Here is a 21,736-nt window from a genome sequence, read left to right on the forward strand (position 1 = left end):
TCCGCACGGCTCGCCCCAAGGGCGGGCCTTGGCGGAGCGGGAATGGCACCCTGAAGCTCCTTCCCGGGAGGTCCTGTGCATCCACGGACGGCGATGTTCGCGCTCGCAGCGCTCTGCGTTTCCCCGCTCCTGCCCCAGGCGCCGCTTCCCTACGCGGGCCAGCCCCTTCCTGGACGGGAAGCGGTGCCCTTCGCGCCCGGCTTCCTGAACTGCGGGTTGCCCATCCGCGACATCGCCCTGGCGCCGGACGGCACGGCGATCTATGTCGGCATGTCCCTTCCAGGTTTCCGGAAGGCCGCGATCGTGGAGACGCATCTGGAGGGAGGCCGCTGGACCTCTCCCGAGGTGGCGGCTTTTTCGCGGGATCCGCGGTGGAGATGCCTCGAACCCTGCATCAGTCCCGATGGGCGACGCTTCTTCTTCGTCTCGGACCGGCCGGCGGATCCCGCGGGCGATAAACCTGGTCCTTTCGGGATCTGGGCCATGGACCGGGAGGCCGCCGGCTGGTCCGTCCCGCGGCGCCTTCCGGAGGCCGTCAACGGAACAGCGGATGCCTTCTATCCCTCGATCACCCGGGACGGTGTTCTCTATTTCCTGCGGGAGGCGGGCCGCGAGGCGTGGGTGATGCGGTCCGCCTGGAAGGACGGCGCCTGGACACCCGCGGAGCGGCTGCCCGCGCCTTTCAACACGGAGGCCCGCCAGGCCAATCCGCGGATCGATCCCGACGGGCGGTTCCTGCTGCTTCCCATCGCGGGCCGTCCCGATTCCCTGGGCGGAGCCGACTACTACGGCTATTTCCGGCGGGATGACGGCACCTGGACCGGTCCCGTCCATTTGGGTCCCGCGGTGAACAGTGCCGCGGCGGACGAATACTCCATCACGCCCAGCCCCGACGGCCGGGTGGTGTTCTTCGGCAGCAACCGGGCGCTGCCCCGCCTGGAGGGGAAGCCGCTCCGGTTCGCGGATCTCTTGGCGGAGCGGACGCTTCCCGGCAACGGGCACACGACTTTGTGGTGGGTCGACGCGGGCTTCCTGGAGGAGGCGCGGGCGAAGGCCCTGGCGGCGCCCCGAAACTGATCTCCGCCCATTTCAGGATCCCCGCGGCGCTGCCGAATAAAAGGGGGCATCTCCAGCCGCCTATGCAGCCTCTGCGCTCCTTCCTCCTGGGCTTCCTCCTCGTGGGGGGAATGGGAATGGGCGCCGAGCTTCCCGGTCCGGCGGAAGCGGGCGATCCGATCATCCGGAACTACTCCCCCAAGCTCTACGGCGCGGACGCCCAGAACTGGGCCATCCTCCAGGATCCGCGGGGCGTCGTCTACGCCGGGAACAACCGCGGCGTGCTGGAATACGACGGGGCGCGCTGGCGGCTGATCCCCACCCTCCGCAAGACTGTCGTCCGCTCCCTGGGAATGGATTCGACGGGCCGGGTCTACGTCGGAGGGGTGGGAGAGATCGGCTACCTGGCGCCGGACGAGCGCGGCGCGGCCCGCTTCGTCTCCCTGAACGATCGGCTGCCCGAGGCCGCGCGCGCCTTCTCGGACGTGTGGGTGACGGCGGTGACGCCCCAGGGGGTGCTGTTCCAGACGCGCGAGGCCCTGTTCCTGCTGCGAGGCGAGGAAGTCCAGGTGGTGAAGGCCTCCACCACCTTCCACGTGGCCTTCGCGGTCCAGGGGCGGATCTTCGTCCGCCAGCGGGAAGTTGGCCTCCAGGAGTTGCGCGACGGGCGGTTGTCCTCCGTTCCCGGCGGCGAGCGGTTCGCGCGGGAGAGCCTGTTCGCGATGCTGCCGCTGGGAGCGCCGGGCGACGGGGCGGGCATCCTTCTGGCGAGCCGGTCGGCGGGCCTGTGGAAGCTGACTTCCAGCGGGATCTCGCGGTTTCCCACGCCCGCGGAGGCCTATCTCAACGCCCACGCGGTCTACCACGGCGTCCGGCTCCGGGAGGGGACGCTGGCGCTGGCGACCATCAAAGGCGGGGTCGTCCTCCTGGATGGCCGCGGGCGCGTGCACGGTCTTCTGGACCGGCAGGCGGGGCTGGACAGCGACAACGTCAAGGCCATCTGCGCGGGCCGCGATGCGGCGCTGTGGCTGGCCCTGGACAACGGTCTCTCCCGGGTGGAGTGGCCCTCGCCGCTGACGGTCTTCGATCACCGCTCCGGGCTGAAGGGAACCGTCTGGGCGGTGCAGGATTTCGGCGGCCGGCTCTACGTGGCCACGGGCCAGGGCGCCTTCGTTCTGGAGGAACCTGCCGCGGAGGGGTTCCATCCCCGCCCGCGCTTCGCGCCCCTTCCGGGCGTCACCACGCAGAGCCTGGCGTTTCTTCCGGGAAAGCGGAGCCTGCTCCTGGGCACGGCCCAGGGCGTGTTCGAGGTCCGGGGCTCCCAGGCGCGGCTGATCCGGCGCTCCAGCAACGTGGCCATTTCCTTCCTGCGATCGCGCCTCGACCCTTCCCGCGTTTTCCTCGGCCTCCAGGGGGAACTGGCCTCGCTCCGGGAAAGCGGGGACGGGTGGCAGGAGGAGGGGCGCATCGCCGGGGTGGAGGACGACGTCTATTCCCTGGTGGAGGACGAGCGGGGGCGGCTGTGGCTGGGGACGGGCTCGCAGGGGCTGCTCCGCCTGACCTTCGGAGAGGGGTGGCGCGGCGGGAGCACGGCGCCGGTCCGGGTCGAGCGCTTCGGGACGGCGGAGGGCCTGCCGAACCTTCTCCAGCCGTTCGTGTTCAGGTGGCGGGGCGAGATCCTCGCGGCCACCGCGGCGGGCATCCTGGCCTTCGATGAGGCGGGAGGCCGGTTCCGGCCCGCCCCCTGGTTCGCCCGCTTGTTTCCCGACGGTCCGCGGGCGGTGAAGGCGGCGCGGGTGGATGCCTTGGATCGGCTGTGGATGGACACCCGGGACGAAGCCCGGGGCCTGCACGAAGCCGGCGTCGCCGTGGCGGGGGCGGAGGGAACGCTCGCCTGGGAGGCCGCGCCCTACCGGAGGCTGGGGGACACGTCGGTGGAATCCATCCATGTGGATCCCCGCGGCGTGGTCTGGTTCGGCGGGTCCGAGGGGGCCCTGCGCTTCGATCCGGCCCGGGCGGACCGGCACGGCCGCGCGGGGCAGGTCCTGATCCGGCGCGTCTCTCGGGCGGACGGCGAAATCTACGGCGGGGACGGACCCCTTTCCGCGACGCCGGAGGAGGGGCCCGCCCTCCCGCACCGAACGGGAGCCCTGCGGTTCGAATTCGCCTCGCCCAGCTTCGACGCCGAAAGCGCCAACCAGTACCAGGTGCGGCTGGACGGCTACGATCCGGACTGGTCCCCCTGGACGTTCGAGGCCCAGAAGGAATACACCAACCTTCCGGAAGGGCGCTACCGCTTCCAGGTGCGGGCGCGGAACGTCTACGGGCAGGTGAGTCCGGAGCAGTCCTTCGGCTTCCGCGCCCTTCCGCCCTGGTACCGCACCGCCTGGGCGAGGGCGCTCTTCGCGGGCCTGGCGCTTCTCGCGGCGGGGCTGGCCGTGCGGGTGTGGACGGCCCTGCTGCGGCGGCGGAACCGGACGCTCCAGCGGTGGATCGCGCTCGCCGTCGAGGACCTGCGCGACCGCGAGCGGATGCTGGCGGACCAGGCCGGCGCCCTGGAGCGGGCGAACGCGCAGCTGGTGGAGATCAACGAGCAGAAGAACCACTTCCTGGCCATGGTGGCCCACGACCTGCGGAACCCGCTCCACAGCATCCTCGTCAATTCGGAATTCCTCGCGGAGGAGGGAGGGCCCGACGTCCGCCGCCGGGCCGGCATGATCGCCCAGGAAGGCGCGAATATGAACCTCCTCATCGGACGCTTTCTGGACATCTCCGCGCTCGATTCCGGCCGCATCCGCAACGAGCCCGGGCACCTCTCCATACCGGCGCTGCTGGAAGGGCTGCTCCAGCGGCACGGGCCCGCCGCCGAAGCCAAGAGCATCGCCCTTCGCGTTACCGCCGACCCGCAGGGAGGGCGCGTCTTCGCGGACGCGAAGTTCGTCACCGCCATCCTGGACAACCTGCTGTCCAACGCCATCAAGTTCTCCCCCCTGCGGACCGCCGTGGACATCTGCGTGGAGGACGGGGAGGAGACGGTTCGCATCGCCGTCCAGGATCAGGGTCCGGGACTGACGGAGGCCGACCAGAAGCGCGCCTTCGGCCGGTTCGTCCGCCTCAGCGCCCGACCCACCGGCGGCGAGAAATCCGTGGGTCTGGGGCTGTCCATCGCCAAGCAGATGGCGGAGCTGTGCAAAGGGAGCATCCGCGTGGAGAGCGAGCCGGGGAAGGGCGCCACCTTCCTTGTGGAGCTGCCCCGGGCGAAGGAATGATTCCCTGGAAAGACTCACCGCCAAGACGCCAAGAAGGAACTCAAAAGAGGATGCTTTTCTTGGTGCCCTTGGCGTCTTGGCGGTGATCTTTTAAGTTCTTCGAGCGGCTCTACTTCGCGTACTGGCGGATCACCTTCTCGATGGCGGCGCGGCAGGCGGCGCAGAAGCCGGCGTCGTTGCGGGTGAACATCAGGCAGTCCTCCTGGCTGCGGAAGTAGCCCTTCGCCTCGTAGTTCGCCCCCTCGAAGGCGCCCACCTTTCCGCTGTGGGCGTCGGTGCCCAGGAGGTCCGTCTCGAAGACCTTCTCCCTGGCGAAGAGGGCGTCCATGTCCGATTCCGGCTTGTTGGCGGCGCGGATGGCGCGGCGCTCCTTCTGGTAGTCGTGGCTGTGGGCCTCGAAGGCGTCCTTCTTCCAGGGCGTGGGCAGGGGGACGCCGGGCGTGAGCAGGGCCTTCCACTTGGGGTTCTTCGGATCGGCGGTGGCGTTGGGTTCCCAGGGCTCGGGCCGCGAGGGGCTGTTGGTGATGGCCACGTCGGAGGTGTAGTACTCGTCGGCCAGCCCCGCGAAGTGGTGGCCGAACTCGTGGACGAACAGGTAGCCGATGGTGCTGTTTCCCGCGGAGGCCGTGCTGTAGAGGTTGTGGATCCCGCCGCCGCCGTAGGTCTCCGAATTGGTGAGGATCTCCACGAACTCGTAGGGCGCCTGGGCGGCGATGTCGCGCCAGGCGCGGTTGTCGAAGGTGAGGACGTAGCGCTCGCTCCCGAAGGCGTCGTAGGTGGTGCCCAGGGGCGTGCGCCGGTGGACGCCGGTGGAGGGGCGCGAGATGCCGCTCTCCTTCGAGGCGGGGCAGATCGCCCACACGTTGAAGTCCTTGCGGTGCTCCTTGAAGGGGGGCTGGGCGAACAGGAACTCCATGACCTTGCGGGCCTGGGCCTCGAACTTCCCACGCTCGGCCGCGGTGTAGCCGTCTCCCAGGATCAGGAGGTCCACCTTCTCCGCCGGCTCGCCCGCCTTCTGGAGGGCGATGAGGGCGCCGGCCTCTGGGGCCGGAGCCTGCTCGATGAGGGGATCCGCGGGATCCAGGTCGAAGGCCCAGACCGCCTTGAAGGCGTTGCGCTCGTCCCGCTTCTTCACGGTGATGCGGACGGGCGCGTCGGGCCGGGGGAAGCGCAGCGATTCGCCGAAGCTGCGGCTGGCGGCTTTGGCCTCGTCGGTGGTCTCCCACTCGCCGTAGATGCTGGCGAAGCCCCGGGAATAGAGGAGCTTGCCGGTGGCCTTGTCCGTCACCTCGAAGCAGTACTTTCCGAGGTTGCTGGCGTCCACGGCCTTGGCGGGATCGCCGGGCCAGGGCAGGGGCTCCAGCACCACGCGATCCACGCCGAAGCGCTCGGAGGCGGCGTCCCCCGTGTGCCCATAGTCCACGCGCAGGGTGCGGGGCGGCGCGGCCAGGCAGGCCAGGGCCGTACAGGCGAGCAGGAGGGGGCGGAGCGCTGGATGCGGCATGGGACACCTCGCATCGAGGATAGACTGGGAGGCCGGAGATACGATGCTCACCCCCAAACAGCGCCAGTTCCTCAAGGCCCAGGCCCACCATCTCAAGCCCGCCATGCACGTGGGGAAGGGGGGCGTCACCCCCGGCCAGGCCGCGGAGCTGGACCTGATGATGGACAGCCTCGAGCTGGTGAAGATCAAGGTGAACCAGAACAGCTTCGAGGACGAGGCCTCCGCCGTGAAGGCCCTGTGCGCCGCCGTGCCGGGCCTGGAGCACGTCTGGACCATCGGTCACACCCTGCTGTTCTTCCGCCCCAGCCGCACCCGCGACACGCGGTATTCTTTGCCTTCCTGATTCAGGTCCCTCCGGCCGTCGCCGAAATAGTGCGGAGGGAGACACGCGAATGCCGTACTTGTCGTGGATGGAGGGAAGCCAGCGCTTCCGGCATGCGATCACGGAGGACCCGTGCGTGCTGGGCCGCGATCCCCTGGCCTGCGCCGTCGCCCAGCCCACGTCGGGGGCAGTCTCGCGGACCCACGCCCAGATCGCCCGCGTCGGCGGGATCTGGTGGGTGAAGGACCTGGACTCCGCCAACGGCACGACCCTCAACGGCCTGCCCCTGAATCACCCTCAGGGCAACACGCTGCGCGACGGCGACGAGCTGTCCCTCGGCGGCTGGCGGATGACGTTCACCGAAGGCTTTCCCAGCCTGGACGGCGTCGTCTTCGCCGAGCGGGTGGGCGATCTGTTCGAAGAGGTGCGCCCCGAGCCGGCTCAGGCCATGGTGCTGATCCGCGGCGTGGAGATGCTGTACCGCTCCACGGAAAAGCTGATGCGCGAAGTGGATTCGGACGCCCAGGTGCGCGGGCTGCTGGAGGAATCCCTGCGCCTGCTGGGCGGGGACCGCGGCTTCCTCGTGATGCGGACCCGCGAAGGGGGCTGGCGCACGGCCCACCGCGTGGGCGACGTCCAGGAGGGCATCGGGCTGTCGCGGTCGGTGCTGGACTATGTAGCCCAGGAGCGCACCGCCGTGCTGTCCAACCAGCCCCTGGCGGACCCCCGGTTCGGCGGGCTGAGCCTCGTGGAGCTGCACCGGGGCTCGCTCCTGTGCGCCCCGATGCTGGACGAGGGCGAGATCCTCGGCGCCCTCTACCTGGACCGAGAATCCGCGGGGCGGCCCTTCAGCCGCTTCGACCTCGCCATCTTCCAGGCCTTCGTCCGGCAGGGCTCCCTGGCCCTTCGCCAGGCCATGCTCCACCGCCGCGCCATGGGCCAGGCGGAACAGCAGGGCGAGCTGCTGCGTTTGCGGACCGAGCGGCAGCGCGAGCTGGACCGCCACGGAGAGCTGCTCGCGGCCCTGGCGGTGCCCCTGCGGCGCATCCAGGGCTGGGCCGATGAACTGCCTGCCGTCGCCGGCGAGGCCATCCGCTCGCAGCTGGACCATCTCCACACCCTCCTGGAGGACGGGCATCGCGAAGGCGCCTCCGACGGGATGAACCTGGCGGGCCATCCCCTCCCGTTGGGGACCCTCCAGGAGGAGCTGGCCCGGCGGTGGGAGCCCCTGGTCGCCCTGCGCCGGACCCGGCTGCGGTGGACCGATCCGCCCCAGGGCTTCGTGTGGGTGCCGAGCGGTCCGCTGGTGTCCGCCCTCGCCGGGCTGGTCGAGCTGATGCTGATGCAGATGTCCGTCGGGATGGAGATCTTCACCCGCTGGGACCAGGAGCGGGGCTTCCACGTCCTGCGCCTCAGCCTGCCCCAGGGGCTCCACGGCCCCGTTCCCGACCCCTGGACCCAGCGGGTCCTCCAGGATGCGGGCGTGCGCTGGCACTGGGCGGACCAGGCCCTGGACCTGTTCATGCCCGAGGGGCCCGACGCCATGCCCGAGGAGCCGGTCCGACCGCTCCTGGGCCTCATCAGCGAGGATCTCAGCCTTCTGGGCCTGTTCCAGACCGTGGCCGAAGCGGGCGATCTCCTGCTGCATCCCCTGGAAGTCCAGCCTCCGCCGCCGCCCCTGCCCAAGTTCCGGTTCCTGGTGGTCGACGCCAAGGGCACCGCGGACCTGGAGCGGACCATCCGCGCCTACCGCCAGCATCCCTCCTTCGCCACCACGCCCTTCCTGGTGGTGCGGTCCAACGAGGAGGAGACGCCCCGCCTCATCGAAGCGGGAGCCACGGACTGGCTGGCCGAGGGCTTCCGATGGGAGGCCCTTCATCACCGCCTCCAGGTGCTGCGCGGCCACACCGAGTTGCAGCAGCGGGCCCTGGCCGCGGAGCGCCTGGAGTCCTTCCGCCAGATGGCGGGGACCCTCAAGCACGAGATCAACAACCCGCTGGCGATCATCTCCATGCAGGTGGAGATGCTCCAGCGGAAGTACCCCGAGGAGGTCAAGCTGGCCAAGATCGGGGACATGGTGGACCGCATCCGGGCCCTCGTGCAGGTGCTCCAGAAGATGCGTGAGACGCCCACCGAGGACTACGCGGACGGATCGAGCATCCTGAAGCTGGGATAGCTCTTAGATCTCCCGCCAGCCCCGCTCGCTCAGCAGCGCCTTCACCGGCCGATCGTGGGGCTCCACGGGGACGGCCTGTCCCATCTGCGCGTCGAAGCCCACCCCCACGGTGAGCACGTCCTCGGGGAGCTCCGCCAGCAGCGCGTCGTAGAAGCCCCGCCCGTAGCCCAGGCGGTGGCCGCTGTCGCTGAAGCCCAGGCCCGGCACCAGCAGGAGCTGCACGGGCGGCAGCGCGTGGGGCGCGAGGATGGGCTCCCACAGGCCCCAGTGGCCCTTCTCCAGGGGCTCCATGCCCCAGGCCAGGCGCGGGGGCCGCGTGGAGGCCACCTTGGGGAAGAACCACAGGCCTTCGGGATGGGCGGTCCGGGCGGGCCCCAAGTCGAGTTCGGAACCGAAGGTTCGGAAGGCGCCGATCCGCAGGATCCCGCGCTGGCGGCAGAGTTCCGCCACGCGAAGGGCGATGGCTTTGGACCACGCCTCTCGGGCGTCCCCGGGCAGGGCATCCCGGCGGGCCTTGAGGTGGGCGCGAAGCTCGGCCTTGGTGTCCATCCCCCCACGGAACCAGGGGCCGAAGCCGCCGTCAATGGCGGGCGTCGGACTATCCTGGAGAGGGAGTCCGCCATGCGCTTTCGTTCCATCTTCCTGACCCTGGTGGCCTGCCTGGCCCTGGCCGCCCAGGCGCCCGCCGGGCGTCCGGTCACGCAGCTGATCCAATCCGTTCCGGCGGAAACCGACCTCGCCGATCCCGCGCTGCCCTTCGCCAAGGACGTCTGGGTGGAGGCGATCCGCGGCGCCAAGACCAGCGTGGACGCCGCCCAGTTCTACGTCACCAGCCGGCCGGGGAGCGCCCTGGAGCCCGTTCTGGCGGAGCTGGAGAAGGCCGGCGCCCGGGGCGTGAAGGTGCGGTTCCTCCTGTCCGCCCGGATGCTGGATCAGGATCCCGCCTCCCTGGCCCGGCTCCGCCGCATCCCGGCCGCCGAGGTGCGCAGCTTCGAGCTGGCGGGCGTTTCCCGGGGCATCCTGCACGCCAAGTACTTCGTGGTGGACGGCCGCGAGGCCTGCCTCGGCAGCCAGAACTTCGACTGGCGGGCCCTGGAGCACATCCACGAACTGGGCGTGCGAACCACCGACCCGCGCATCGTCCCCCAGCTGACCCGCCTGTTCGCCATCGACTGGGCCTTCGCCGCCGACCGGAAGGCCCCGGAATTCGCGCCCGTGGCCGCTCCCCCGGCGGGTTCCGCCGTGGAGCTGGTGGCCAGCCCGCCGCTCCTCACCCCCCGCGACATCCGGCCTTCCATCGACGCTCTGGTGGAACTGATCGGCCAGGCGAAGGAGAGCGTCCGCGTCCAGCTCCTCACCTATTCCCCCATTGCGGGGCAGGACCGCTACTGGCCGCGGCTGGACGACGCCCTCCGCGCCGCCGCCGTGCGGGGCGCGAAGGTGCGCCTGCTGGTCTCCGACTGGACGCTGGGGAGCCGCGCCCTGCCGCACCTGAAGGCCCTGACCCTGATCCCGAACCTGGAGGTGAAGGTGGTCTCCATCCCCGAAGCGAAGGAGGGCCACATCCCCTTCGCCCGCACGGTCCACAGCAAGTACCTCGTGGTGGACGGCGCGCACCTGGCGCTGGGCACCAGCAACTGGGAGGAGAGCTACTTCACGGATTCCCGGAACATCGAGCTGCTGTTCCGTGACTCGCCCCTGGCCGCCGAAGCGGTCCGGATCCACGATCGCCTGTGGACCAGCCGCTACGCCGCTCCCCTGGATGCCGTGAAGGCCTACGAGAAGCGGAAGGTGGATTAGGCCCGTTTCCAAATCCGGAACTCCGGCCTAAGGTCTAGGCACGCTTCCCGTGCCTGCCCCGAAAGGAGAAGGATCATGGCCACCAGCACCATCCGGCTTCACCGCGTGCTCCGCGCGACGCCCGAGCGGGTCTATCGCGCCTTCCTCGATCCCGATGCCCTGGCCAAGTGGCTTCCGCCCCACGGGTTCACGGGGAAGGTCCACCACCTCGACGCCAAGGTCGGCGGCACCTACCGGATGTCGTTCACCAACTTCACGACGGGGCACAGCCACTCGTTCGGCGGCGAATACCTCGAACTGGTGCCCTCCGAGCGCATCCGCCACACGGACCGCTTCGAGGATCCCAACCTGCCCGGCGAGATGACCACGACGATCTCCCTGAAGGAGGTCTTCTGCGGAACCGAACTGAGCGTGGTGCAGGAAGGCATCGCGGAGGCCATTCCGCCGGAGGCCTGCTACCTCGGCTGGCAGGAATCGTTGGTCCTCCTTGCCCAGCTCGTGGAGGCGGAAGTTCCGGACTAGCTCTGGGGCTCCGCCTAGACGGCGGTGTAGACGTTGTAGAGGTTGTCCCGCTCCAGGGCCTCGAAGCCCGCTTCCTCGATGAGGCGGACCAGATCCCCGCGCTTCAGCCCCTGGGGGCTCTTGGCGCCGGCCAGGTGGGCGATCTCCTCGGCGATGATGGTGCCGTCCAGATCGTCGGCGCCGTAGCTGAGGCCCGCCTGGGCCAGGCCCGGAGTGATCATCACCCAATAGGCTTTGATGTGCGGGATGTTGTCGAGCAGCAGCCGGGCCACGGCGATCTCGCGCAGGTCCTGGGTGCCGGTGGTCTCGTGGATGACGTGGGTGGCGCTCAGCTCGTTGTCCTCGTTCTGGTAGGCGAGGGGGATGAAGGCCAGGAAACCCTGGTAACCCGCGGCCTGGGAGCGGTCCTGGAGGTCGCGCAGGCGCAGGAGGTGGTCCACCCGGTGCCGCGCCTCCTCGATGTGGCCGTAGAGCATGGTGCAGTTGGTGGGCAGGCCCTTGCGGTGGCAGAGCGCGGCCGTGTCCAGCCAGACCTGGGCGTCCTTCTTGCCGATGCAGATCTGCTCCCGGAGCTGCTCGTCGAAGATCTCCGCGCCGCCGCCGGGGCAGCTCTCCAGCCCCGCGGCCATGCAGCGGTCCAGGAACGCATCCGTGGACAACCCCGAGATCCGAGCGTAGTAGTCCATCTCGATCATGGTGAAGACCTTGAGGTGGATGGACGGGAAGTGTTCCTTGATCTTCCGGAACAGATCCTCGAAATAGTCGATCTTCAACTTGGGGTTGTGCCCCGAGGTCATGTGCAGCTCGCGGACGCCCGCATTCTCGGGCTTCTCCAGCTCCCGGACGATGTCCTCGGCGGACAGGGCGTAGGCCCGCGGATCGCCGGGCTTGGCCTGGAAGGCGCAGAACTGGCAGTGGGTGTAGCAGACGTTCGTGTAGGACAGGCGCCGGCTGATCACGTAGTAGGCGGCCCGGCCGTGCTTCGCCAGGCGGACGTGGTGGGCCATGGCGCCCACGCCGGTGAGGTCCGGCGTCTCGTACAGCAGCAGCCCGTCGTCGAAGCTGAGGCGCTCCCCTCGCAGCACCTTGTCCGCCAGGGGCAGCAGGCGCGGGTCGCGGATCCGGGAATGGAGTGACAACATCGAAACCTCGGGCCCCCAGTTTACCCGGGCAGGCAGGTGGAGGTGGACACGGGGAAAAATCAGGAACGCGGAGGAGAGCTGAAGAAGGGAGGAAAGCGGAGAACAAACCGCCTCTCCGCTTTCCTCCGTTCCCCTCGGTGTTCTTCAGTTTCTTTCCAGCAGTCCCACGTGAATCTGGCGGACGAACTCCGGCCCTTCGAAGATCAGGGCACTGTATATCTGGGCGAGGGCGGCGCCGTCGTTCAGGGCGCCCCGCACGTCCTCCGCAGAGCCCAGCCCGCCGCAGGCCACCAGGGGCAGGCGGCCGTTGAGGGCCGCCAGGATGCGCTTCCGCACGTCGCGGGCCTTGGCCTTGAGCGGGACCCCGCTGAGGCCCCCCGCGCCCTTCGATTCCACGGCCGTCCGCAGGGGTTCCGGGACGACGCCGCGGTCGAGGGTGGTGTTGGTGGCGATGAGCCCCGAGATCCCCGACGCCGCCGCGACCTCCACGATGGCATCCAGATCCTCGGGTGCGAGATCCGGTGCCAGCTTGAGCAGCAGGGGCTGGCGCTCGAGGCCCATTTCCTTCCGCAGGTCCAGCATCCCGGCCAGCAGCGGCTCCAGGGCGGCGGGGGCCTGGAGGTTCCGCAAGCCGGGGGTGTTCGGGCTGCTCACGTTCAGGGCGATGTAGTCCACGCCCGGCGCGATCAGGCGGTAGGCGGCGCGGTAGTCGTCCAGGGCCAGCGCCTCGGGCGTCTCCTTGTTCTTGCCGAGGTTGCCGCCCACCACCAGCCCCGCGGGGCGGCGACGGAGGCGCGCGGCCACCGCTTCGGCCCCTTCGCTGTTGAAGCCCATCCGGTTGAGGATCAGGCCCGCCTGCGGAAAGCGGAACAGGCGCGGCTTGGGGTTGCCGGGCTGGGGCCGGGGCGTGACGGTGCCGATCTCCACGTGCCCGAAGCCCAGGGATTTCCACAGCGGGAGCAGGGTGGCGCCCTTGTCCAATCCGGCGGCGAGGCCCAGGGGCGTGGGGAAGTCCAGGCCGAAGGCGGTCCGGCGCAGGGAGGGCGCATGCTCCGGTTCCGGCAGGCGCGGCCAGGAGCAGGCCCGCTCCCCCAGCCAGAAGGCCAGGTTGTGGGCGGTTTCGGGATCGAGGCGGAAGATCAGGGGGCGGAGGGCCCGGTAGAGATCCCTCACTGGACCGTCACCGTGGCGGTGGCGACGACCTCGGGGAAGTCCTCCCGCTTCACTTCCACGTGGAAGATGCCGGGTGCGGTGGGCGCTGTGTACAGCCCCGCGGGCGTGACCGTGCCGCCGTCGGGCTCGACCACGCGCCAGACCACGGGCTGGCGCAGGTAGCGCGCGCCCTTGGGGTAGTTGATCTCCGCCTGGAAGGCCTGGGTGGCGCCGGGCGCGAGGCTGACGGCGATGGGGCGGATCCCCAGGCCGGGCTTGAAGGGCTCGGGAGGTGCGGCGGGCGTGTCCTTGGGGGCCTGGCACCCGAGGAGGAGGAAGGCGGCGAAGGGGGCGATACGGCTCAACATGGGCACCTCAGATTCCGGACATGGGAACAACGCGGTCCATCACCAGGGGAGGCTCGGTCCGGGCCTGGACATCCTCTCGGGTGATGCCGGGGGCCACCTCCACCAGGCGCAGGCCCTCGCGGCCCGGCACCACGTCGATGACGGCCAGATCGGTGATGATCCGGTGGACACAGCGCGTGCCGGTGAGGGGCAGATTGCACTTCCGCAGGATCTTGGGCTCGCCCTCCTTGGTGGTGTGCTCCATCACCACCACCACGCGCCGGGCCGCGGCGACCAGGTCCATCGCCCCGCCCATCCCCTTGACCATCTTTCCCGGCACCATCCAGTTGGCGAGGTTGCCCTCCATGTCCACCTGCATGGCGCCCAGGATGCTCAGGTCGATCTTCCCGCCGCGGATCATGGCGAAGCTCTCGGGGCTGCCGAAGAAGCTGGCGCCCGGCGCGGCGGTCACGGTCTGCTTCCCTGCGTTGATGAGGTCCGCGTCCACCTCCGCTTCCGTGGGGAAGGGGCCGATGCCCAGCAATCCATTCTCGCTCTGGAGGACGACTTCCATTCCCTCGGGAATGGCGCCCGCGATGAGGGTGGGGATCCCGATGCCCAGGTTCACGTAGAAGCCGTCGCGGAGTTCCTGCGCCGCGCGGCGGACGAGCTGATCACGGGACAGCGCCATTCGGACCTCGGGTGTCCCTCAGGATAGCGCAGGCGGAAAAGGGCCTCAGAACACGCGGAAGGCCTGGAACGCGCTGAGCGTCCATCCCCAGCGGGCGGGAGCGGCGGGGAACTGGGCGCGCGTCGTGGCGAAGGACCCGCCGGCCCGGCCCGTGGGCGTGCGCCATTGGAGGTCCGCCTGCGCGAACCACGCCGCCGATCCTTCGGGATGGTCGAGGGGCGCGGTGATCCTTGCCACCCGGAGGATTCCCCGGCCTTCCAGCGGCAGGGAGAGACCCAGTTCCACCGTCCGGGTCGCCGCGTCGGGCCCGAAGGCCGCACCCAGGGGATCGCCCTGCGAGGAGAAGTCCGCCGGGTGGGCGGAACTGGCTGTGTCCCATGGCCGGCGCGGGGCCGCGCCCGCCACCTCGAAAGCCACGTCCCATCCTTCCCATACCGCCTGGAGGCCGGCGGTGGTCCGACCTCCGTCCAGGGTGAGGACGGTGCCTCCGGACACGCCGGTCCGGCCCACCCGAATGGAGGCGCCCCGGGCCTGGAGGGCTCGCGCCAGCGGCGGGACGCGCGCTTCCACTTCCGCCAGGGAGCGGGTGAGGGCGCGGTCTCCCCGCAGGCTGGCGGCCGCGAGGCGCGCCTCCACCAGCGGGCCGAATGCCCCCCGTACGCGCGCGCCCAGGAGATCCGGCCGCTCCGACGTCCGGCCATCCGCTTCCGCGGCGAGCCGGGCTTCCCGATCCGACAGCCAGGAAGGGATGGGTTGGTCCCCTGGGAGGCGGCCGAAAAAGGCTTCCCCCGTCCACCGCGTGGCGCCGAGGGAGACCGGCGGCGTGGCGACGCTCAGGCGCGGAAAGGGGCGGGCTTCGGCACCCAGCAGGTCGCCGCTCAGGAGGCCCGATCCCCAATCCAGCGGCGTCTGCTCCAGGGCCGCGCGCCAACCCGATTCGGCCTGGTAGGCCAGGGCGCCCCGCTGCAGGATTCCCAGGATGCGTCCATGGTCGCTTAGACCCAGCAGCGTGGCGGAGAACGACCAGCCGCCGCGGGTGACGCGGCCCTGCACGCCCAGTCCCCACCCCCGCGTGCCGCTGCCCAGGCCTTCGCCGCCGACGAGGGGCGCGCGGGGACCCTGGCCGTCCGCGCCGCCCCAGCCCACATCCAGGAATGGCAGAGAAAGAGAGGGAAGGGGCTCGTCGCCCTGGACCCACGCCAGCCGCGCTTGGCGCAGGCTCGCGGCCCCGTCCTGGAAGAGGGGCGCCTGCGCGGAAACCGACAGCGCCGCCAGTCCGATCAGCGCGAGCCGCGGATTCACGGGTTCAGCACTTTGACCGACACGATCTTCGCGCCGAGTTCCAGGCCGTCCAGGAGCTTCAGGGCGCGGTCGGGATCCTCCACCTCGCCCATCCGCGTGTACTTCCCGGTGAGGTGCGGGGCGGCGTTGGTGGTGATGAAGAACTGGCTGCCGCCGGTGTCCTTCCCCGACAGGGCCATTCCGACGCTGCCGGGGCCGTACCAGTCCAGGCTGTTCTCGCAGCGGACGGTGTGGCCCGGGCCGCCGTCCATGGTGTCGTAGGGGGAGCCCATCTGCACCACGAAGTCCGGCACCACCCGAGGCACCAGCCGGCCGTCGAAATAGCCCTTCCGCGCGAGGAGGACGAGGTTGGCGACGTTCATGGGCGCGACCGCGGGATCGAGCCGCAGCGTGAGGCTCCGCTTGCCGGCGAAGGCGATGCGGAGGCGGACGGGCCTGCCGTGTTCCGCGAGCCGAATGGCCTCCTTCAAGATCGCCTCGTCCGCCCGGGAGGGCGCGGGCGCGGCGGGCCACGGCTCGGCGGGATCGAGCTTTACCAACGCCTGGTAGGCCTCCCATCGGCAGGTCCAGTCGGGATGCTGGAGCCAGGGGCGCAACCGGCTTTTCTGCTCTTCCGGCGGCAGCTTCCAGCGCGCGTAGCTCTGGATCAGGGTCTGCTGGGCCTCGGACTGCAGATCGGCCCAGGTCCGGTGGGTCAGGGCGTCCAGATCCGCGGGCGGGGCGGGAAGATCCTCGATGGCCGCGCTGCGGCCCACGGCGTCGGTTCCTTCGAGCAGGCGCGCGCGGACGGCGTCGGCCCGCTCGGGCCACTGGCGCCGCAGGGCCGGGAGGAGGGCGCCGAGAAGGTGGGGCGCGTCCGCGCCGAGGGGCGGATCCTGCTCCAGGGCGGGCCGGAGGGCGGGCAGGGGCTCGTGGAGCTTGGCCACCCCCTGATAGCCGTACCACAGCGCCAGAGGCTGGCGGCCGCAGGTCCACGGCGCGCCTCCCTGGAAGGCCTCCGCGGGAGCGGGCACGGGGAGGCCCTCTGCCAGACGGGAGAGCACGCCCACGCACGACGCGGACAGGACCGCGTCGGAAGGCGTCTTCAGCCCCAGCGCCGCCCACGCGGGAGACCGGGCATCGAGGGACCGGAAGCCGGTGAGGGCGAGGCTTTTCCGGGCTTCCCAGGGACCGCGGTTCCACGCGTCCAGCAGCGCCAGCAGGCTGCCCGCCGTGGCCGGGACGGGGGAACGCAGGGCTTTCTCCTTGCCGGCCATCACCAGCCGCAGCCGGGCGGCCTGGGCGCGAACAGGATCGACCTTGCCCGCCTTTTCGAGGGTGTCCAGGAAGCCCTGGAGCGGAGCCGTCACTTCCCCTCCATTGAGCCGCGCCGCGGCGATGGCGCCTTCCAGGTGGAGGTGCCGCGGCCAGGCGGCCGCATCTCCCGCCGTCAGCCCGTCCAGCGCGGCGAAGGCTTTGGGGCTCTTGAAGCGGTTCAGAAAGAACAGGGCGTCGTAGCGCTCGCGTGGGGTGTGCGCCCGGGCCGCCTTCGCGAGCCACAGGGCTTCGCTCGGTTTCTCCAATTCAGGCGGAAGCAGCGCCGGGGCTCCCGGCGCGCCGATGCGCCGCACCGCCCGATCCAGCCGCGCCCGGTCGGCAGGAGGCAGCGCCGCCCGCTGCGCCTCCGTCCACGCCAGCGGCTGCCGCGCCCACTCCGCCCGGATCGCGTCGGCCGCGGTGAAGCGGGGAGAGAGGGCCATGAGAGGGGCTGCCAGAGCCAAAGGAGCCCATTTCTGGAAAGATGGAGACAAGAGGTTCATGGTGGCTCGCAGAGGAACAGACATTCTAAGAGAAGAAATAGAACGCCGCCGGGCTTCAGGGCACCAAGGTCCTCACGAGGTATGGGTTCGCTGGCCCCGGCAATTGGGGGATGTGGTATTCGCGATTCCCTTCTTCGGTTCCCTTCAATCCCTGTGGAATGCCGAGGCCGAGCGTTTGGGAACCTCGTTGCGGTGGGTATCCGTAGGGCACGCGATTGGGGCAGCTCTTTTTTCGGAGGCAGCCCCTTCGTTCATGGCTGAATCTCTCATTGAGAGCGGGGGGCTTGGCAAACCGGATCCCTGGCACTTATTGAGGCGATGGCGAAAGAATACTCCGATTTGCACGATCAATTTGAGCCAAAGTGTGCGATTGGCTTTGGGGGCTTGGATGGCGGGAGTTCCCATCCGGGGAGGGATCTCCGACAACCATTTGAATCTGCTGTATACGCATTCTTTTAAATACCGCGATCTACCCATTCATCTCGCCCAGCGATATCAGCCTTTGCTGGATCAGCTTACGGGCCAGCACCATCTTCAATGGCTTCGTTTGGGCCGCCATAATTTGGGGGGAGCGAGAGGTCTTGATGTTTTGAAGGCTGAAGGGTGGAATGGAGAACCCTACATAACGCTTTCATTTGGCACGCGAGGCTACGTCAAGCGGTGGTTTCCCGAAAATCGGACGTGGCCGGACCTCGCGAATCGGTTATCGAAGGAAGGTTTCCGCTGCGTGTGGCTAGGGGGACCCGACGAGCTTGTTTTGGGGAAAGAGCTTGCCTCTCTCGCTCCAGGCTCCTTGGACCTGACCGGGAAAACAAGCCTTCCCGAGGCATGCGCCATTCAGGAAGAGGCCGCGGGCAATGTGGCCATTGATACGGGCCTAGCCCACACCGCTGCGGCGACCGGGCGTCCGACTCTGACGCTGATGGGGCATTCGCCAGAGCCTCTGATCGCACCGGTGGGGCCCCGTGCGATCACCATTCGAGGCTCGGCTGTGGATTCCTATGCGGGAGAAAGTGAAGGGTTCGATACGCACAATTCGGTCGCCCATCGGATCCACCCCCATCGAGTCGTAGCGCTCCTCACGGCCCTGATGACCGAGGATCCTGAGTGATTCCGCGCGATGCCTATTGGGTGAGGATGCCCCGATTCATCGGGGATGCCGTGATGATCCATCAGGCGCTTGGGGGCCTGCGCCGGGCGAGCATTCCCCTTGTCGCTTGGGGACCAAGCCCCCTTATGGAACTGTTCGAGGGAAGCTCAGGCTTTGAGGCTTGCGTCAGCGATGACGAGCCGAAATTCGCAACGATGATTGATCTCCTTCGGAAGAATCACGCGAAGGGAGTCATTAATTTGCCGCGAAGCTCACGGGCTCTGGTTGCTGCTTTTTTTGCGAGGACCCCTCACCGAATCGGATGGTCCGAGGGGGGGGGGTGGGCCCTTGCGACTTCCAGCCTGCCATTTAAAAAACAAGCAGGTCATCAGATTCAGCGCTATCACCAATTGCTGGGGAAAGCCTTTCCAGAACTCGACTGGAACGGCCTTGATCTTTTTTGCCCTCGGAAGGAAGCCTTTGAGTGGGCTCGAAGTCTAAGGACATCCCTGAAGATTTCTTCTCCCTATGTTGTCATTGGCATTGGAGCCAAGCATTGGAATAAGCGATTGGGGGCTGGCGTGCTGGTTGATTTGTGGGATCACCTGGTGAGTCGAAATTTTTCCGTTCTTATTCTGGGTGGCCCTCAAGCGGAAGATGTCGCGCAAGGACAGGAAATCCAGGCCCTAAGGCCTGATGCAAAGGTTGCTTGCGGGAAATCATCCTTGAGCGTGAGTGCCGCACTGATCGCAGAAGCTTCGGCCATGGTAGGGAATGATTCCTCCCTTTCCCATCTGGCCGCAGCCAGCGGAATCTGCACCCTCGTGGCTTTCGGTCCCACCTTGCCGCAAATGACGGCCCCTCAAGGCATGAATGCTCATGTTTTTAGAAAAGAGTCCCTGACATGTTTGGGCTGTATGAGGTTCGATTGCCATATTCATACCCATGCCTGCATGCAGGAGATCGAAGTAACTCCCATGCTCGAAGTCATTGACAGCGTTTGTGGCACCGGTAAGGGGAAAGCATGACGTGGCGTCAGAAGCTTCGTACTTTTGAACGGGTATGGGTTCGTCCCCTTTTGAGCTGTTTTCGGAAATCCAAACGGAAAGTGCCTTCTGCGGAGGAATTGCAGGGGCGGGAGGCATGGAGCAAGTCCCAATGGGAGAATCCGGTCTTGCAACCCAAGGAGACGGATTTCCGATTGGGGTTGATTTCTCCGCTCCCCCCTCTTGCCACCGGAATCGCCAACTTTTCGATCGCCTACTTTCCTTCTTGTGGTTGGCATCTTGATCTTTACGGGGGGGGCTCCCTCCAAGATCTGATTCAGCATCAAGCTTCTTTTTCGGAAGGCAGGGTTCGGATTTTTCCGGAGGAAGCATTTGGAGAAGCAGGGGTAAGAGAGAAATACGATGCTGCCATTCTTCAAATGGGAAATGGGCCGCATCATCTTTCCTCGCTTCAGGCATGGCAAAAGGCACTCCCACACCTGAATGCCAAAAAATGGATTTACCTTCATGAAGCTCAGCTTTTGCGGCTTTGGAAAGAAATGGTTACCCATCCTCTTGAATTGGAGGATTTCTACCGTAATTATTACCCGGATCGCCATTTTAATTTAGAAGACCTGTATTCTCCCAACTCCCAGGAGAGTCTCGTCCCTCGCGGCATTCGCCCGTTGGTCTCTCTCGCCAATCCTGATTTGGTGATCGTGAACAGCGCATTTTGTAAGATGTTGGTTGAGCAAGACCTGGATGGGTGGACGTCTGCGCCATCCGTAGAAATTCGTCAGCTTTTTCACCCCATTCCTCAGTTCTCCCTGCCTTTTTCCGTCAACCAAAAGCAAAAGGAGGAGCCCCTTCGGATTGGCCATTTCGGAAATGCAGGAGGCGAGAAATCGCTGGCGCTGGTCTTCCGAGCCATGGAAATGCTGAGGGACCGTAAGGCTGTGACATTTGTGCTTGCGGGATTCGGTGTGGGCCGAGTCGTTGCCCGCCATGGACTCAACCGCCATGCGTGGGTGGAGGTCCACGACTCACCTTCCCATCCAGAGCTTCTGCGCCTCATGGCGTCGGTAGACGGAGCCATTCAGTTGAGATTTCCCTCTCAGGGGGAATCTTCGGGAGTTGTGAACCAACTCCTGGGTATGGGGAAACCAATTATTGTTACTTCTGTGGGTGCTTTTGCCGAATTGGGTTCGGCCGTTTTTCCGGTTTCTCCCACTGTAGAGGCAGAGGAGCTGGCTCACGTCATTCAGGAGATGCTCGAGAAGAGAGATGCCGGAGCCATACGTGAGATTCAAATCCGCTATGGCCTGGACGCGTTTCAGCAGACCCTTGCGGACTGGGCTAAGGATTGAGTCAGAAGTTCAGTGCGGAAAGGAAACGAGGGCCTACGACTTCTTCTGAATAGCGATCCCGGCAGGCTTTGTCCGCTTCGGATCTTTTACGGTCGACCGTCGCATCAGGCAGCTTCCAGATGGTTTCAAATGTCTCTGCGAGGCTTTCAGGGTTGAAGGGATCCACATTCCACCCATAGCGATTGTTGTCCAGGATTTCTTGGGGACCTCCGTGATCGGATCCGACGAGGAGGAGGCCGCGGGCTGCAGCTTCGGGGAAAACCATTCCGAAGGGTTCATCGAGAGGGATCAGTGCCATGACATCGCAATGCTGGTAAACCTTCTCCAAGTCTGCTTGACCTAAAAATCCGTGAAATCGGATTTGAGGAGCCGAGGCTAGTCGGGCAGCCAATCGGCGGAGGTGCTCTTCCCTTTCACCGGTTCCCACAATGTGGAGCTCTGCTCCAATGTACTTGCGGTGAAAATGATCAAACCCGAGCAGGACCGATTCGATGTTCTTGAGAAGCGACAGGCGCGAGTGAACAAGGATCTTCAGACCACTCCGATCCAGCCCGCTTCGAGCCGATACGGAGAAGGGAAAATGAATGAGGGGATGAACAATGGGTATGTCTGTAATCCCATAAATGGCTCTCGCATTCTCCCGTGAGTATTCTCCGTTGGCCATGATGCGGTCCAGACGGCGAACGCCATCCTTGTCGAAACGCCTGCGCTGATTCAATGTTCCATCTTCAGCTTCCCTGGCCCAACGGGAGCAACAGGCATGGAGGTGCTGGCGAAATTCCGGATCGCTGTTGAATTCGCTCTTTTGCAATGCCCGCATGGTGTATGCATTCGTGATGCTCGGATAGAGCAAGCGAGGGGGCTCGTGGCAGTACCAGGCTTTTATCCCTGAGATATCAGCGTTTCCCAAAAGGGAGTGGGCCGGGTCGTTATGAGCGATGACAGCGTCTGAGTTCTTCAGATATCGGCCAATGTTCCGAGACCTTAATCGAAGCTTTTTCTCCCGCTGACCGAGCGCGAATAATTCCATGGGATGCCGTTTCGGCATGACCTGGAAGGGAATTCCCTGGGTCTCCTCTCTGCCAGCCCGGTTCCAAGTGCTGATGCGAACGTCGTGTCCATCCTTCTTGAGAATCTGAGCCTGGTGATCGAGGAGAACTTCTACGCCCCCGGTGATTTGAAAAGAAAGGTGGAGAAGGTCGATTTTCATC

The 21,736-nt window shown here is 67.1% G+C and carries 18 protein-coding genes; 9 read left to right on the forward strand and 9 right to left on the reverse strand.

Annotated elements, in window-relative coordinates; all coding sequences use genetic code 11:
* Positions 1-93 precede the first annotated feature (93 nt).
* Positions 94-1,077, forward strand: coding sequence for a TolB family protein (locus tag RAH39_RS06105; protein ID WP_306591918.1), 984 nt, complete (start codon positions 94-96; stop codon positions 1,075-1,077).
* A 62-nt stretch (positions 1,078-1,139) separates the two neighbouring features.
* Positions 1,140-4,325: a sensor histidine kinase gene (locus RAH39_RS06110; protein ID WP_306591919.1), complete on the forward strand. Its 3,186-nt coding sequence runs from the start codon at positions 1,140-1,142 to the stop codon at positions 4,323-4,325.
* Positions 4,326-4,434: 109 nt separating this feature from the next.
* On the opposite strand, the gene RAH39_RS06115 is transcribed toward RAH39_RS06110, so the two are convergent.
* A complete protein-coding gene (locus RAH39_RS06115; protein WP_306591920.1) occupies positions 4,435-5,829 on the reverse strand; it encodes an IgA Peptidase M64 in 1,395 nt (464 codons plus the stop codon).
* A 43-nt stretch (positions 5,830-5,872) separates the two neighbouring features.
* On the opposite strand from RAH39_RS06115, the gene RAH39_RS06120 reads away from it, so the two are divergent.
* Both RAH39_RS06120 and RAH39_RS06125 read left to right on the forward strand, forming a co-directional pair.
* Positions 5,873-6,172 carry a YhbY family RNA-binding protein gene (locus RAH39_RS06120; protein ID WP_306591921.1) on the forward strand — a complete coding sequence of 100 codons (300 nt, stop codon included), beginning with the start codon at positions 5,873-5,875 and terminating at the stop codon, positions 6,170-6,172.
* 49 nt (positions 6,173-6,221) lie between these two features.
* Positions 6,222-8,327 carry a GAF domain-containing protein gene (locus RAH39_RS06125; protein ID WP_306591922.1) on the forward strand — a complete coding sequence of 702 codons (2,106 nt, stop codon included), beginning with the start codon at positions 6,222-6,224 and terminating at the stop codon, positions 8,325-8,327.
* A 3-nt stretch (positions 8,328-8,330) separates the two neighbouring features.
* Here the strand turns inward: RAH39_RS06125 and RAH39_RS06130 are convergent, their stop codons facing one another.
* Positions 8,331-8,876: a 5-formyltetrahydrofolate cyclo-ligase gene (locus RAH39_RS06130; RefSeq protein WP_306591923.1), complete on the reverse strand. Its 546-nt coding sequence runs from the start codon at positions 8,874-8,876 to the stop codon at positions 8,331-8,333.
* 72 nt (positions 8,877-8,948) lie between these two features.
* On the opposite strand from RAH39_RS06130, the gene RAH39_RS06135 reads away from it, so the two are divergent.
* Entirely contained in the window at positions 8,949-10,127 is a 1,179-nt protein-coding gene (locus RAH39_RS06135) for a phospholipase D-like domain-containing protein (RefSeq protein WP_306591924.1), read from the forward strand.
* Between the two features lie 75 nt (positions 10,128-10,202).
* Positions 10,203-10,649 carry an SRPBCC family protein gene (locus RAH39_RS06140; RefSeq protein WP_306591925.1) on the forward strand — a complete coding sequence of 149 codons (447 nt, stop codon included), beginning with the start codon at positions 10,203-10,205 and terminating at the stop codon, positions 10,647-10,649.
* Between the two features lie 14 nt (positions 10,650-10,663).
* On the opposite strand, the gene mqnE is transcribed toward RAH39_RS06140, so the two are convergent.
* From mqnE to RAH39_RS06170, 6 genes are all read right to left on the reverse strand, one after another.
* Positions 10,664-11,791, reverse strand: a complete 1,128-nt coding sequence (gene mqnE / locus RAH39_RS06145) for an aminofutalosine synthase MqnE (protein ID WP_306591926.1) — start codon at positions 11,789-11,791, stop codon at positions 10,664-10,666.
* Positions 11,792-11,935: 144 nt separating this feature from the next.
* Complete coding sequence (locus RAH39_RS06150; protein ID WP_306591927.1) at positions 11,936-12,964, reverse strand: quinone-dependent dihydroorotate dehydrogenase; 1,029 nt, start codon at positions 12,962-12,964, stop codon at positions 11,936-11,938.
* Positions 12,961-13,311 carry a hypothetical protein gene (locus RAH39_RS06155; protein ID WP_306591928.1) on the reverse strand — a complete coding sequence of 117 codons (351 nt, stop codon included), beginning with the start codon at positions 13,309-13,311 and terminating at the stop codon, positions 12,961-12,963. Before RAH39_RS06155 ends, RAH39_RS06150 begins: the two co-directional genes overlap by 4 nt.
* 7 nt (positions 13,312-13,318) lie before the next feature.
* Positions 13,319-13,981, reverse strand: a complete 663-nt coding sequence (locus tag RAH39_RS06160) for a 3-oxoacid CoA-transferase subunit B (protein ID WP_306591929.1) — start codon at positions 13,979-13,981, stop codon at positions 13,319-13,321.
* Between the two features lie 45 nt (positions 13,982-14,026).
* The gene (locus tag RAH39_RS06165) at positions 14,027-15,283 is read right to left on the reverse strand and encodes a serine/threonine-protein kinase (protein WP_306591930.1); all 1,257 of its coding nucleotides are present in this window, start codon (positions 15,281-15,283) and stop codon (positions 14,027-14,029) included.
* A complete protein-coding gene (locus tag RAH39_RS06170) occupies positions 15,280-17,022 on the reverse strand; it encodes a peptidylprolyl isomerase (RefSeq protein ID WP_306591931.1) in 1,743 nt (580 codons plus the stop codon). Before RAH39_RS06170 ends, RAH39_RS06165 begins: the two co-directional genes overlap by 4 nt.
* Before the next feature lie 313 nt (positions 17,023-17,335).
* On the opposite strand from RAH39_RS06170, the gene RAH39_RS06175 reads away from it, so the two are divergent.
* From RAH39_RS06175 to RAH39_RS06185, 3 genes are read left to right on the forward strand one after another with little or no spacing between them, the layout of a single operon-like run.
* Positions 17,336-18,193 carry a glycosyltransferase family 9 protein gene (locus RAH39_RS06175; protein WP_306591932.1) on the forward strand — a complete coding sequence of 286 codons (858 nt, stop codon included), beginning with the start codon at positions 17,336-17,338 and terminating at the stop codon, positions 18,191-18,193.
* Positions 18,190-19,200, forward strand: coding sequence for a glycosyltransferase family 9 protein (locus RAH39_RS06180; protein WP_306591933.1), 1,011 nt, complete (start codon positions 18,190-18,192; stop codon positions 19,198-19,200). Before RAH39_RS06175 ends, RAH39_RS06180 begins: the two co-directional genes overlap by 4 nt.
* Positions 19,197-20,525: a glycosyltransferase gene (locus tag RAH39_RS06185; RefSeq protein ID WP_306591934.1), complete on the forward strand. Its 1,329-nt coding sequence runs from the start codon at positions 19,197-19,199 to the stop codon at positions 20,523-20,525. The genes RAH39_RS06180 and RAH39_RS06185 overlap by 4 nt, the downstream gene beginning before the upstream one ends.
* A gap of 1 nt (position 20,526) precedes the next feature.
* Here RAH39_RS06185 and RAH39_RS06190 read toward each other — a convergent pair whose 3' ends face one another.
* Positions 20,527-21,735 carry a glycosyltransferase family 4 protein gene (locus tag RAH39_RS06190; protein ID WP_306591935.1) on the reverse strand — a complete coding sequence of 403 codons (1,209 nt, stop codon included), beginning with the start codon at positions 21,733-21,735 and terminating at the stop codon, positions 20,527-20,529.
* Position 21,736 lies beyond the last annotated feature (1 nt).

It is taken from the genome of Geothrix sp. 21YS21S-4 (genome assembly GCF_030845995.1).
Classification (GTDB): Bacteria; Acidobacteriota; Holophagae; order Holophagales; family Holophagaceae; genus Geothrix.